At 66.4% G+C, this 13749-nt stretch carries 14 protein-coding genes; 2 read left to right on the plus strand and 12 right to left on the minus strand.

Going from position 1 to position 13749, the window contains the following annotated elements:
* Positions 1–62: 62 nt before the first annotated feature.
* The 4 genes from rpoH to D6B98_RS39740 all read right to left on the minus strand — a co-directional run bounded on the left by rpoH (position 63) and on the right by D6B98_RS39740 (position 3418).
* Positions 63–986, minus strand: coding sequence for an RNA polymerase sigma factor RpoH (gene rpoH / locus D6B98_RS06675; protein ID WP_126256141.1), 924 nt, complete (start codon positions 984–986; stop codon positions 63–65).
* A 60-nt stretch (positions 987–1046) separates the two neighbouring features.
* Positions 1047–2471, minus strand: coding sequence for a sensor histidine kinase (locus D6B98_RS06680; protein WP_126256142.1), 1425 nt, complete (start codon positions 2469–2471; stop codon positions 1047–1049).
* Between the two features lie 9 nt (positions 2472–2480).
* Positions 2481–3161: a response regulator transcription factor gene (locus tag D6B98_RS06685; RefSeq protein WP_135168150.1), complete on the minus strand. Its 681-nt coding sequence runs from the start codon at positions 3159–3161 to the stop codon at positions 2481–2483.
* Between the two features lie 71 nt (positions 3162–3232).
* Positions 3233–3418 (minus strand): hypothetical protein, encoded by a 186-nt coding sequence (locus D6B98_RS39740; RefSeq protein WP_164718444.1) that lies wholly within the window; start codon positions 3416–3418, stop codon positions 3233–3235.
* Positions 3419–3650: 232 nt separating this feature from the next.
* Between D6B98_RS39740 and D6B98_RS39745 the strand changes: the two genes are divergently transcribed.
* Positions 3651–3899 (plus strand): hypothetical protein, encoded by a 249-nt coding sequence (locus D6B98_RS39745; protein WP_164718445.1) that lies wholly within the window; start codon positions 3651–3653, stop codon positions 3897–3899.
* 291 nt (positions 3900–4190) lie between these two features.
* Positions 4191–4478 (plus strand): hypothetical protein, encoded by a 288-nt coding sequence (locus D6B98_RS06695; protein WP_126256144.1) that lies wholly within the window; start codon positions 4191–4193, stop codon positions 4476–4478.
* 484 nt (positions 4479–4962) lie between these two features.
* On the opposite strand, the gene D6B98_RS06710 is transcribed toward D6B98_RS06695, so the two are convergent.
* The 8 genes from D6B98_RS06710 to D6B98_RS06745 form a co-directional block, all read right to left on the minus strand.
* Positions 4963–5643, minus strand: a complete 681-nt coding sequence (locus D6B98_RS06710) for a response regulator transcription factor (RefSeq protein WP_126256145.1) — start codon at positions 5641–5643, stop codon at positions 4963–4965.
* Positions 5644–5917: 274 nt separating this feature from the next.
* Positions 5918–7498 (minus strand): Do family serine endopeptidase, encoded by a 1581-nt coding sequence (locus tag D6B98_RS06715; protein WP_126256146.1) that lies wholly within the window; start codon positions 7496–7498, stop codon positions 5918–5920.
* 222 nt (positions 7499–7720) lie between these two features.
* Complete coding sequence (locus D6B98_RS06720) at positions 7721–9064, minus strand: methyl-accepting chemotaxis protein (protein ID WP_126256147.1); 1344 nt, start codon at positions 9062–9064, stop codon at positions 7721–7723.
* 120 nt (positions 9065–9184) lie between these two features.
* Entirely contained in the window at positions 9185–9667 is a 483-nt protein-coding gene (locus D6B98_RS06725; RefSeq protein ID WP_126256148.1) for a cytochrome c-type biogenesis protein, read from the minus strand.
* A gap of 4 nt (positions 9668–9671) precedes the next feature.
* On the minus strand, positions 9672–11654 hold the full coding sequence (locus D6B98_RS06730; RefSeq protein ID WP_126256149.1) for a heme lyase CcmF/NrfE family subunit: 1983 nt from the start codon (positions 11652–11654) through the stop codon (positions 9672–9674).
* Positions 11651–12175 carry a cytochrome c maturation protein CcmE gene (gene ccmE / locus D6B98_RS06735; RefSeq protein WP_126256150.1) on the minus strand — a complete coding sequence of 175 codons (525 nt, stop codon included), beginning with the start codon at positions 12173–12175 and terminating at the stop codon, positions 11651–11653. The genes D6B98_RS06730 and ccmE overlap by 4 nt, the downstream gene beginning before the upstream one ends.
* A 37-nt stretch (positions 12176–12212) precedes the next feature.
* A complete protein-coding gene (gene ccmI / locus D6B98_RS06740) occupies positions 12213–13319 on the minus strand; it encodes a c-type cytochrome biogenesis protein CcmI (protein ID WP_126256151.1) in 1107 nt (368 codons plus the stop codon).
* Between the two features lie 131 nt (positions 13320–13450).
* On the minus strand, positions 13451–13720 hold the full coding sequence (locus D6B98_RS06745) for a hypothetical protein (protein ID WP_126256744.1): 270 nt from the start codon (positions 13718–13720) through the stop codon (positions 13451–13453).
* Between the last annotated feature and the right edge of the window lie 29 nt (positions 13721–13749).

Below are 13749 nucleotides of genomic sequence, written 5' to 3' on the forward strand. Positions count from 1 at the left end.
AAATGACGCGAGATCGGCGAACAGGTGAGGACGGCCGGACCTCCGTTCAAATGAAAACGAATTCAGACGCTGCACGCGGCCGCGCGCGGCGCGTCCCGCGCGGCGAGCATGACGGCCCGCTTGACCTTGGCAAAGGCGCGAATCTCGATCTGCCTGACACGCTCGCTGGAGATGGACAATTCGCGGGCGAGTTGATCGAGCGTCACAGGACATTCCGTCAGCCGCCGCGCCTCGAAGATGTGACGTTCCCGCGCCGCAAGCCCGCCCAGCGCAACACGCAAAGCCCTGCTGCGCTGTTCCGTCTGCTCGTGATCGGCCAGCACCGTCTCAGCATCGACTGCCCCATCGACCAACAAGGCTTCCAGCTCGATGCCGCCTTCCTCGCCGCCGACGCGCGCATTCAGCGACAGGTCGCCATTCAGCCGCGCGTCCATCTCAATGACGTCGCGCGCCGTCACCTCGAGCTTCCGGGCGATCAGTTCGGCGACGTCGGGCGTAAGCCCTGTCATCACGCTGCCGGTGGCCTTTCTAATCTCGCTGCGGAGCTTGAAAAACAGCTTCTTCTGCGCGGCCGTCGTCCCGATCTTGACCAGGGACCAGGACCGCAGGATGTATTCGTGAATGGCGGCCCTGATCCACCAGACCGCATAACTGGAGAATCGCGCGCCGCGGCCGGGTGCGAAGCGTGATGCTGCGATCACGAGGCCGAGATTCGCCTCCGCGATCAGATCGACCAGCGGAAGGCCATATCCCTTGTAACCACGGGCCAGCTTGGCAGCGAGCCGGAGATGGCTGGTGACGAGCGCGTCCGCCGCGCTCCGGTCCCGCGTTTCCTGCCAGCGACGTGCCAGCTGCTGCTCCTGACCCGGCTCGAGCAGGTCAAAGCGCCTGATGCTCGCCGAATAGGCGCTGAGAAACGGCGTCGACACCGATGCGGCCGGCACGGCGACGGGATCGCGCCTCACCAGTTCGTGGCTAGTCTGCATTTGTCACTCCTACGTTCCAGGCCGGCTGATTGATCTCGAAAGCTTCGTGCATCATCTGGCTCATCCCATCTCGCTCGCGTCTGCGCGTACCAGTGTCCGCGGCCGGCGCGTGACGGGCTTGCCCGCTCTCCCGGTCCAGGCGAGGATCTCGATCCGCCCACCGGGAGCGGGACCGATGATCAACCGAAAGCCGTGCAGCTTGACGATCGCGGCCACAAGGCTCAGTCCGAGACCGACGCCCGGCGTATTGCGCATCTTGTCGGAGCGATAGAACCGCCGCAGCACCGCCTCACGCTCCCGTTCGCTGATGCCGGGCCCGGTATCGCTCACGCGAACCAGCGCGGTGTCGTCCCCTGCTTCCAGAGCGAGCTCCACCCCTCCGCCTGGCGGCGTGAACTTGATGGCATTGTCGACGAGATTGGCGACCGCCTCGAACAGCAGGTCGCGGTCACCCCACACCTGCACATTGCGATCGATGACGACACCGAGCCCGATGCGCTTGTCTTCGGCGATGGGTTCATAGACATCGCACACCTCCCGCAGGATCTCATCGAGCGCGACATCGCCAAAGCCGGCCATGCGACGGCTGTTCTCGATCTCGGTCAGGCGCAGCAAGGCCGTGACGATCGCGAGCGACTGGTCGATGCCGACGATGGCCTTGTCCGTGATGTCCTGGAGCCCTTCCAGCGTTGCCGCATGCGTTCGCCCACGCTCCAGCGCCAGACGGACGCGCGTCAGCGGAGTCCTGAGATCATGAGCGATGTCGTTGCCGACGCCGGCAAGCGCATTGATCATGGTCTCCATCTCGTCGAGCATGCCGTTCACGATCCTGGCCAGCCGCGCGAAGGAATCGTCCGTGCTGCCCTCTGGAAGCCGCTCGCGCAGCTCGCCGGCCACGATCCGTTGAACCCGCTGGTTGACCTCCTCGACGCGCCTCTGGGCGCGGACGCTCAGCCAGACCCCAGCCAGCAGGCAGAGGCTGAAGGCCGGCAGCAGGCCCAGGGCCAGGGCCTCCCCCACCACGCTCGATATCTCGCGCGTCTCATCCACGTTCCGTCCCAGCACGAGGACATCGCCGTCATCGAGACGCCTGCCGACCGCCCTGACGACCGGAACATGGACCGCGGGCTGTTCGAGCAGATCCAGCCGCACGCCCTGCACTGCTCCGTCCAGCCCCAGCTCACGCGGCACGCGGCCGATGTTGCCGGCAAGCCTGGCGCCGGCGGCATCGAACAGTCCCGCGTACTGCACGCCCCTGGAATCCTGCGCGAGATGATCCGCGATGGCGCTGATGCGGCGGGCCGGCGGCAGGTCTGCGATGAAGCGGATCTGCGTCGTGATCATGCGATCGGATCGCGCGACCAGATAGTCGTCGAGCTTCCAGTAGATGAACGCGAACAGGGCGACCACGAACAGCGCGAAAGCGGCCGCCACGGCCAGGGCCCAGAGGAACGTGCTGGAGCGGATCAACTGGATCTGGTGCATCTGCCGCCCCTATCGCCGCAAGCGCAGGACGAAGCCGGAGCCTCGGACGTTGTGAATGAGCTGCGCCTCTCCGGGACCGTCGACCTTGTGGCGAAGCCGGCCCATATGCACGTCGATCAGGTTCGTGGTCGCCGGAACGAACTTGTAGTTCCAGACCTCCTCGAGCAGCATCGCGCGCGTCAGCAGCTGATCGTTCCGGCGCATCATGTATTCGAGCAGGCGGAATTCGCGCGGCAGCAGGTCGAGTTCGCGCTCGGCACGCCGCGCAGTCCGCTCGATCAGGTCGAGCTGGAGCGGGCCGACATGAAGGATGGTTTCGCGGCTGTCGATCGGACGGCGCAGCAACGCCTCGATCCGCGCGACCAGCTCGACCAGCGCAAACGGCTTTGTGAGATAATCATCGCCGCCCATGCGCAATCCGCGCACCCGGTCATCCACCGCACCGAGCGCACTGAGGACAAGCACCGGGGTCCTGACCTGATCCTTGCGCAGCGCCTCGATGACGGTCAGCCCGTCCATGCCGGGCAGCATGCGATCGACGATCATGGCATCCGGGCTCGACGCGCGCGCACGGTCGAGCCCTTCGACACCGTCGCCGGCCCATTGCACCTCGAAGCCGCGATCGGCGAGCTCGGCGACAATCGCCTCGGCAGTCTCGGCGTCGTCCTCGATCAGGAGAATCCGGTTCATGATCTTCGCTCCACGTTCCGCGCGGCGTCTTGGCGCGCGGTGAGGAAGCGGGGGTACAACGGCGCGCAGCGTCATGTTCGGCGTCCGCGCGCGCCGAACCCGCGGCCCTGACGCCGCCCGATGCCGGCCACTCGCTGTGGTGCGAGATAGGTTTGCTGCGCGGGCGCTGCCATTGAATTCCAGTTCATGTTGCGGACGGCTCGCCTCACGAGCAGCGCCAATGCAGGGACGATGCGTGTTGCCAATGTCGTGATCATCTTGCGGGCTCCGCTGCGAACTGCGCTGCATCGAACATATGCCCTCAACGCACGCGCTGTAGTTTCCGGGGCCACGGATGTTGTGCATTCGCACGATCGTGGCTGCGCGCCGCATCGGCTCACAGGCCGTTGAACGCGAGTGAGCAAATCGTGCGTTTGAATCGCGCCCGATTGTTCGCACCTCGACGGCGAGCCGGCTTGTTCGGCCCGACGTCACCAATGGAGAGAGCGAATGACCACGTCCAGACTGTTGTCGATGGGACTGATTGCGGCCGCCATGCTCGGTGGGCCCGTGATGGCGCGCGAGCATCACGGCGTCGTGCGGCGGCCCGCCGTGGAAGCCGATACGGTCGCAACGAGCGGACCCTTCTATTATCCGGGCGAACGCGCCTGCGTTCCGGCGCCGCGTGTCGGCGCCTTCGCCACCGCGCCGTGGACCGGCAACAACGTGCCGTGCGAGCCGGGCACCGGCAGCTTCTGATCGCGTCGACCCGTCCGTGCGGATGACGCCGCCGGCCGCCGCACGTCGAACGACAGGGAGCGGGCTGGTCGATTCAGCCCGCTCCTCGCGCGCACGCCGCTGCAGCGCGCGGCGAGTTCACCTTCGCGAGTAGCGCGACCGATGTATGACACCGAATTCAGTTGGATTGCCGTGCATCGCCCCTACCTCTCTTGCATCACACGCCCAATCATCGGCAGCCTCGCGCGCGCAGCACGATGCGTCAGCGGCTTCCGGGATGGGCGGGGCAGCTCAGTACGAGAGGAGTTTTCCATGAAACGAGCCATCATGATTCTGGCAACAGCAGCACTCGCTTCGACGCTGGCCATCGGCGCGGCGGACGCGCACGGCGGCGGTGGTGGCGGCGGCCACGGCGGCTTTGGCGGCGGCGCCCGGTTCGGTGGCGAGCATCTCGGCTTCGTCGGTCATGCCGGCGGCCTCCGCCAGCACGCATTTCACCGCTACGGCCGGCCCGGATATGGATTCTACGGCGCCTATCCGGATTGCTATGACTGGTACGAGCTGCATCCCGACCAGCCATTGCCGCTGAGCTGCAGCTAAGCGCGCGCACGGCGCCGATCGCACCGGACCTGACGACGTCATGGTCCGGTCCGATCGAGCCGCGCAGTTTCATGGCGGGACTGTCGTCATGCGTCACGGCGAGCACGAGGCCGCGGCGCGTGTTGACGCGGACGAATTGAAGACCGGCGGAGTGCCTACCGGCCGCATGAACCGTCAGTCGGCACGCGCGGTGCTCGAAGGATCCGCCGGCCGCGAATGCGCCAGGCTTCACGACCCGGACGTCGCGCGCCGGATCGGGGATGCCCTGACACGACTGAAGGCGGCGGCGGCCAAGCAAGACCTCGTCGGATGCCTCCCTCGAGGCCAAGACCGATTTCTACGCGGCGCTGATCGGCGGCTGCCGCAATGCCTTCATCGAGCGCATGCTCAAGCCGCACCGAATTCAACTGCTGCGGATTACATCAATGTCGCAGCCGAAACGGATCAACAAGAGCCTGCGCGAGGCAGCAATAGGTACCGTATCTTATCTGATCCCGTCACGGATCATGTACCCGGCGCCGCGGATCGTGTGCAGCAGCGGCCGCTCGAAGCCCTTGTCGATCTTGGAGCGCAAGCGCGAAATGTGCACGTCGATCACGTTGGTCTGCGGATCGAAATGATAGTCCCAGACGTTCTCCAAGAGCATGGTGCGCGTCACCACCTGGCCGGCATGCTTCATCAGATATTCGAGCAGGCGGAATTCGCGCGGCTGCAGCGTCAGCTCGTCCTTGCCGCGGGCGACGCGGTGCGAGAGCCGGTCGAGCTCGAGATCGCCGACGCGGTAGAGCGTGTCCTCGGCAGGCCCGCCGCGGCGGCGTGACAGCACCTCGACCCGGGCCAGCAGCTCGGCGAAGGAATAGGGCTTCGGCAAATAATCGTCGCCGCCGGCGCGCAGGCCCTTGATGCGGTCGTCGACCTGGCCGAGCGCGGAGAGAATCAGCACCGGCGTCGTGTTGCCCTTGTCGCGCAGCGCGCCGATCAGCGACAGGCCGTCGCGCTTGGGCAGCATGCGGTCGACCACAAGCACGTCGTAATCCCCGCTCTCGGCCATGGCGAGGCCCTCCTCGCCGTCGGCGGCGTGGTCGGCAATGTGTCCGACCTCGCGAAACGCCTTCACGAGGTAGTCGGCGGATTCGCGGTCGTCTTCGATGATGAGGAGGCGCATCGTGCGTTCGGCGGCGGTCAAGGAGGTCAACCTTCTCTAAACATGGCGCGAGCGGCAATCGCATGCAAGCCGAGGGGGAGACGCTGGCATGGGAAAAAAGGCGGGCGGTGAAGCTGGGGGGACTTCACCGCCCTAGGCCTTCCGACGGAGGGGGGCGTTTTTCCACCGGAAGGTAGCAAGGGGAAGCGATTGTTACGCTGCTTCCCCGAAGGGCGCCGGCGGCGGGGGCGACTGATGCCGGCGACACCCTTCATCTCGAGAGCCTCCTAAAGGCTTACCCCTTGGCGAGGGGCACCGCGACGAAGCGCGACTGGCCGCCGCTCTTCACGCGCATCAGGACGCTGTTCTTGTTGTCGGTCCGCGCCGTATTGATGGCATCGCGGACTTCGCCGGCGGTGGCGACGCTCTTGCCGCCGACTTCGAGGATCACGTCGCCTTCCTTGAAGCCGCGTTCAGCCGCGGCGCTCTTCGGATCGACCTGGGTGACGACGACGCCTTCCTTGCCGGCGCCGGCCACCGAATTGGCGGGTGCAACGGTCATGCCGAGCTTGGGCACGTCGGTGCCCTTGCTCGCACCCTTGCCGTTGTCATTGTCGTTGTCGGCCTTGGCCTCGACCGTGTTCGGCAATTGGCCGAGGGTGAGGTTGACGACCTTGTCCTGACCCTTGTGCAGCACGTTGAGCTTCACGGTCGCGCCGGGCGCCATGCCGCCGATGGTGCGGGCAAGCTCGCGCGCGTCCTTGACGGGTTCGCCGTTGACCGCCGTGATGACGTCGCCGGATTCGATGCCGGCCTTGGCTGCCGGACCGTTGGCCTGCGGCTCCGCCACCAATGCGCCTTCGGCCTTCTTCATGCCGAGGCTGTCGGCGATGTCGGACGTGACGGGCTGAATCTGCACGCCGATCCAGCCGCGGCTGACTGAGCCCTTGTCCTTGAGCTGAGCGACCACGCTCTTCACCGTGCTCGCCGGAATCGAGAACGCGATGCCGACGCTACCGCCGGAGGGCGAGTAGATCGCAGTGTTGACGCCCATCACCTCGCCATTCGTATCGAAGGCCGGACCGCCGGAATTGCCCTTGTTGACGGGCGCGTCGATCTGGATGAAATCGTCATAGGGACCGTTGCCGATGTCGCGGCCGCTCGCCGAGACGATGCCCGCGGTCACGGTGCCGCCGAGACCGAAGGGATTGCCGACGGCAAGCACCCAGTCGCCGATCCGCGGCTTGCTGTCGGCGAGCTTGGCGAACGAGAAGTTCGAGCTGCCTTCGACCTTGATCAGGGCGAGGTCGGTGCGCTGGTCGGTGCCGATCACCTTGGCGGTGTAGGTCTTGCCCTCGTCGGTGGTGATCTCGACCTTGTCGGCGCCGTCGACCACATGGTTGTTGGTCACGGCAAAGCCGTCAGCCGAGATGAAGAAGCCGGAGCCCTGGCCCTGCACGACGCGGCCGCGGCCTCCCTTCATGCCCGGGGGGAAACCGTCCGGTCCGCCGAAGCGGCGGAAGAAGCGCTCCATCGGCGAGCCCGGCTGGAACGGCGAGGAGGAATCGTCGCCGTCATCGTTGCTCGCGGTCTTTTCCTTCATGTTGACCTTCACCGAGATCACCGAGGGCTTCACGCGCTCGACGATGTCGGCGAAGCCGATGGGACGTTCGACCTTGCGGACCTCGTTGTTGACCTGCGCATGCGCCGGGCTCGAGAACAGCTCGGCCGGCGAGCTCGACGGGCCGAAGCCATAGACGGCCGCGCCAAGGCCGGCGACGACCGAGGCCATCAGCGCGAACTTGCGCGCGGAGAACACCGACCGGCGCGGCTGCCGGTAGGACGGAAGGTTCGAGAGGTCGATACGGTCGGTCATGCAGAGATCTCCAGGGCCTTGAAATCCATGTGATGCCTGAGGGCGGCACCTTACGGACCTGAAGATGGGGGCTCCCGCCTTACCGTGCGCTGGCGGCGGGGTTAAACTTTCGTAATAAAGGCGGAACGCGGATGCGGCAGTTTAGCGCAGGCCGAAAATTGTGATTCCACAGGAACTTAACTCGAGTTCCCGGAACGCGCGGGGGTGGGCTTTTTGGCGCGCTTAGCTTGCTCTGACGCTGACGATGAACTCGTCGACTTCGCGCTTCAAGGTTTCGGCCTGCTGCGACAGATCGACCGCGGAATCCCGCGCCTCGGCGGCCATGCGGCCGGTCTCCGCGGAGGTCGAGGTGATCTGGACGATATGGTTGGAGACGTCGAGGGTGCCGCGCGCGGCGTCCTGGGCGCTGCGCGTGATCTCCTGCGTCGCGTTGCGCTGCTGGGAGGTGTCGACCTCGATGCCGGACATGATGGAGGAGATCTCCGCCAGCGTCTTGGAGATGCCGTCGATCGCGTCGCGCGTCTGTGCGGTGATGCCCTGAATGCTGGCGACGTGGGAGGTGATCTCTTCCGTCGCCTTGCTGGTCTGATGCGCCAGATTCTTCACCTCGGAAGCGACCACCGCAAACCCCTTGCCGGCCTCCCCTGCCCGTGCCGCCTCGATGGTGGCGTTCAGCGCCAGCAGGTTGGTCTGCGATGCGATCGCCTGCACCAGCTGGACGACCTCGCCGATCTTGTCGGCTGCATCCGACAGCGTGTGGATGGTGTCGCGGCTCTTCTCCGCCTCGGACGCCGCGCCTTCGGCGCGCTGGGTCGCGTCGGTGACGCGGCGGCTGATCGTGCCGATCGAATTCGTCATCTCCCCGGCAGAACCTGCCACCGTCTGCACGCTGGCGCTGGCGAGGCTCGCGGCGCTTGCGACCGCATTGGCCTTGGTGCTGGTGTCGTTGGCCGTCCGCGACAGCGTCTCGGCGTTGCTCTTCAGGTGCACCGCCGATGACGCCACGCTGTCGACGACGCTGGCAACGAGGTCGTTGAAGCGCTTGATCCGGTCGTCCAGGAATTTCGATCGCTCGGCCTGGTGCTGCGCTTCGTGGAGCTGCCGTTCGGTGAGGTGGCGCCGCTCGATGCCGTTGGTCTTGAACACCTCCAGCGCACCGGCGAGCAGGCCGATCTCGTTGGTGCGGCCGAGCCCCGGAACCGGCGTCTCGAACTTCTGGTCGGCGACCTCGCGCATCGCATGGACGATCGCCGCCAGCGGATTGAGGATGCCGTTGCGGACGGCAAACCAGGTGGTGAGGCAGATCGCGAAGGCGACGACGGCGATCACGCCGCAGGCGGCCAGGAAGTAGGAGAACGCGGCCTGCGCCTGCTGATAGATCTGCATGGCATGGTCGCGCGCGGGGCCGCTCAGCGCGGCGAAGTCGGAGGACAGGCTGGTGATCTCGTTGTTGAGATAGAGCACCGCAATGAAGCCGGTGCCGCCGCCGATGCCCAGCAGAAACAATAATGCAGCGACGACGGCGCCGACCAGGAAGCGGATCGTCAGATTGCTGTTCGCGAACATGGGGGCACTCGGAGTCTGGAATCGAAGCTCGCGACAAGCTTCCAGACAAAGGTCAAAATACCATGAACCGCGCCGCGGCGAGCCGGCGCTCTACGTAGGATTACGTGGCCAGTCGCGTCACTACGGAGATTTGGTCTCGTCGGACATCAAGGCCGCGAGCTTCGCCTGTTCGTCGGCCGTGAGCGGCGGCGCTGGTAGGTCTGCACCGCCACGGGCGCGACGCCGGATCTGCAGCCACAGGGCCATGCCGCCGCCGATCAGCAGCACCGGCCCGAGCAGCCACAGCAGCAGGTTTTGCCGCTCGAAGCGCGGCTTCAGCAGCACGAACTCGCCGTAGCGCGCGACCAGGAAGTCGAGCACCTGCGAATTGCTGTCGCCGGCGCCGATGCGCTCGCGCACCAGGAGCCGCAGGTCGCGCGCCAGCGGCGCATCGGAATCGTCGATCGACTGGTTCTGGCAGACCATGCAGCGCAGCTCGCGCGACAGCTCGCGCGCACGGGCTTCCTTGGCCGGATCCGACATGATCTCGTCGGGCTGCACCGCGTGGGCTGCCGGCAAAGCCAGCAGCATCAGCAGGGCGAACGCGGTCATGATCCGGCGCATCGGATCACTCCGCCGGTTGGAGGCGCTGCTTGGCCCGCGCCGGCTTCGGCGCGCCGACCCGCAGGCGCCGGTCGGACAGCGACAGCACGCCGCCGAAGGCCATCAGCACCGGTCCCCACCAGATCAGGAGCACCATCGGCTTGTAATAGATGCGCACGGCGATGGCGCCCTCGGCGTTGGCGTCGCCGAGCGAGATATAGAGCTGGCTCGCGCCGCGCGTCAGCAGCGCGGCCTCGGTGGTCGAGGAGCCGCGGGTGGTGAAGCTGCGCTTGGACGGCGTCATGACGCTGAGCGGCGCGCCGTCGCGGCTGACGTTGAACTCGGCGATCATCTCGCGGTAGTTCGGCCCCTGACGCTGCAGCACCCCGTCGAGCTTCACGTCGAAGCCGGCGATGTGGGCGACGTCGTTCTGCTTCATCGTCGCGATATATTCGCTGTTCCAAGTGGTCTCGCAGACGATCCCGATCAGCGTCACGCCGAGGCTGGCATGCGCAAACGCGGTGCCCCAGGACGAGCGCGGCAGGCCACGCGCCCGGTGCAGCACGGTTGCGAACGGCAGCCGCACGAGGCCGGTCCGCTCGACGATGTCGGTGACCGCGCCGGCGATGACGAAGACGCCAAGCCCGATCGCGAGCGGCGCCAGCGTGCTGCCGCCCGTCGCCCAGCCCCAGGCGATGGCGACGGCGACGAGCCCGGCAACGCCCGCAGCTAACAGGCGCTGCGTCACGCCGAGCAGGTCGCCGCGCTTCCACGCCAGCATCGGCCCGAACGGCACGGCCAGCAGCAGCAGGGTAAACAGCGGCGCAAAGGTCAGGTTGTAGAACGGCGCACCGACCGACATCTTGAAGTCGGCGAGCATCTCCATCGCCAGCGGATAGAGCGTGCCGAACAGCACGACGGCGCAGGCGACCGTGAGCAGCAGATTGTTCAGGACCAGCGCGCCCTCGCGCGAGATCGGCGCGAACAGGCCGCCCTGCTTCAACGACGTGGCGCGGCCCGCGAACAGCGACAGGCTGCCGCCGATGAACAGGCAGAGGATCAGCAGAATGAACACGCCGCGGGTGGGATCGGTGGCAAAGGCGTGCACCGAGGTGATGACGCCCGAGCGCACCAGGAAGGTGCCGAGCAGCGACAGCGAGAAGGTCAGAATCGAGAGCAGGATGGTCCAGACCTTCAGCGCGTTCCGCTTTTCCATCACCAGCGCCGAATGCAATAGCGCGGTGCCGGAGAGCCACGGCATCAGCGAGGCGTTCTCGACCGGATCCCAGAACCACCAGCCGCCCCAGCCGAGCTCGTAATAGGCCCAGTACGAGCCCATGGCGATGCCGAGCGTCAAGAAGATCCAGGCGACCAGCGTCCACGGCCGCACCCAGCGCGCCCAGGCCGCGTCGATCCGTCCCTCCATCAGCGCCGCGATGGCGAAGGAGAACGAGATCGAGAAGCCGACATAGCCGAGATAGAGCATCGGCGGATGCACGGCGAGCCCGATGTCCTGGAGCACCGGATTGAGATCGCGGCCCTCGATCGGCGGGCTCGCGATACGCAGGAACGGGTTCGACGTCACGAGGATGAAGAGATAGAAGGCGCTGGCGACCCAGGCCTGGACGGCGAGCACGTGCGCGCGCAGCGACAGCGGCAAATTGTTGCCGAAAGCGGCGACCAGCCCGCCGAACAGCGCGAGGATCGACACCCACAACAGCATCGAGCCTTCATGGTTTCCCCACACGCCGGTGATCTTGTAGAGCAGCGGCTTCATCGAGTGGGAATTCTCGTAGACGTTGGCGACCGAGAAATCCGAGTTCACGTGCAGCATCACGAGAGCGATGAACGAAGCGCCGACGAACAGGAGCTGCGCCAGCGCCGTGGAGCGCGCCACGTTCATGAGCGCGACGTCACGCAGGCGCGCGCCGATCAGGGGCACGACCGACTGGATCAGGGCGAGCCCGAGCGCCAGCACCAGGGCGTAATGTCCGGATTCTGCGATCACCGCACCGCTCCTTGCGGATTGCCCTGCGCCGTTGTCGCCGGCTTGCCGGCATCAGACGTCTTGCCGCCGTCAGAAGGCTTACCGCCGTAATCGTCCTTCCAGTGCCCCTGTTTCTTCAGGGCATCGGCGACGTCCTTGGGCATGTAGGTCTCGTCGTGCTTGGCAAGCACGGTATCGGCCTTGAACACGCCGTTGGCATCGAGCGCACCTTCGGCGACGACGCCCTGCCCCTCGCGGAACAGGTCGGGCAGGATGCCCTTGTAGGCCACCGGCAGCTTGGCGTTGCCGTCAGCGACCTCGAAGGTCACCGCGAGATTGTCCCCGCGCTGCAACGAGCCGGGCTGCACCAGCCCGCCGAGACGAAACCGCTTGCCCGGCTCGACGTGCTTCTCGGCGACCATGGTCGGGGTCGAGAAGAACACGATGGAGTCGCGAAGGGCGTTGAGCACCAGCGCGGCCGCGAGCGCGAGCACGGCGAGCGAGCCGCCGATGATGGTCATACGTCGCTGCTTGCGCGTCATGGCGTATCCGTTCTCCGCTTCTGTCGTCCCGACATCGTCATCCGCCGAGCCCGAGCGTCCTGAGGCCTTCGTTGAGCTGGCGAAGCCGCTCGCCGTCGCTGGCAACCGCCTGCCGGGCATCGGCCGACGCCCCCATCGCCTTGTCCCGCTCGCCCATCACGAGATAGGCGCGCACCAGGCGCAGCCAGCTCTCGACGTCGTCGCCGTTCTGCTTCAACCGGGTGGCCAGACGTTCGACCATGCCGCGCACCATCGCGTTGCGATCGCCTTCGGCCATGTCCTTGGAAGCTGCAATCGCCTCGTCGGACAGCGCCGGCATCGTGCCGCCGCCGCCGACCCGCGCCAGCGAGGTCTGCACCAGGGCGCGCCAGGGCGCATCGGCCGGCGCCTTGGCAAGCAGCGCGCGCCAGATCGTCGCGGCATCGTCCTTGCGACCGTCCTGCTCGGCGGCGAGGCCGAGGAAGTAGTTGGCCTTGGGATCGTCCGCGTCCAGGGCCTGGGCCCGCTCGAACTCCGTCTTGGCCTCGGCGGTCACCACGCCGCCGGCGGCGGCCGAGAGCGCTTCGCCGAGATCGGCCCGGCGCTCCGCGCTCTCGCCATTGTAGGTGAGCGAGTTGCGATAGGCGCGCACCGCATCGTCGAAACGGCCGAGCCGCTGCAGCACCGGCGCCAGCACGTTCCAGCCGCGGCCGTCGGTCGGATTCTTTTCCAGATGTTGCTGGACCTGTGCGACGAGGTTCTCGAGCGACTGCGCCCTGCCCGGCACGCGCTCCCGTTGCGCCAGCGGAAAGTCCTGTAATTTGGGCGAACCCAGCGGCATGTAGACGCCGAGCGCAACGAGCGGCAGGCCGGCGAGCGCCAGCACGGCCGCCACGCGGCGCCATGTCACGTTCGACGTCGGTGCCGTCGCGGGCTCGCTCGCGGCCGCGGCAAGCAGCCTGCGGCTGATCTCGACCCGCGCGGCCTCGGCGTCGGGCGCCGGAATCATGCCTGCGGCGAGATCACGCTCGATCTCGGCCAGCTGGTCCTTGTAAACCGCGACCTCGCTACCTTGATCTTGCGCGCGTCCCTTGCGGCCAAGCGGCCAAAGCACGGCGAAAATCGCCGCGACCGTCATCAGCGCGAACACGAACCATAGCGTCATCTGGCAAGCTTCCGGCAGCGCACGAACCGCGCCCATAGGTGCCTTTACACCACGGCCGGACGATGCGGCAATTGACAATTGTCAATTCGGCGCGACCGCAAGCAGTCTCGAAGCGATGCAAATCCAACGGCTTAGCGGATCTCGAAATCCGCACTTTGCGCGGCCTGCTCGCCGTGGCCGTTGAAGGCCTTCAGGAAGTACGTTCCCGGGGGGACGGCCTCCGGCAATCTGATGCGCAGCGCACCAACGGGAACCGGGGACGCAACCCGCGTGATGGTCTCGGACAATTGCCGACCGCTTGCCTTCTCGACCACCACCACTTTGGCGCCGACCATCAACCTTTGATACTTGGCAACGACGACGCGGTTCTCAATTTCGATCGAGCTGATGACGGGTTTCATGCGCACGAATAGAAGTCCCCGGATTTCCA

Origin of the sequence: Bradyrhizobium sp. LVM 105 (genome assembly GCF_003957705.1) — a bacterium.
GTDB lineage: Bacteria > Pseudomonadota > Alphaproteobacteria > Rhizobiales > Xanthobacteraceae > Bradyrhizobium > Bradyrhizobium frederickii.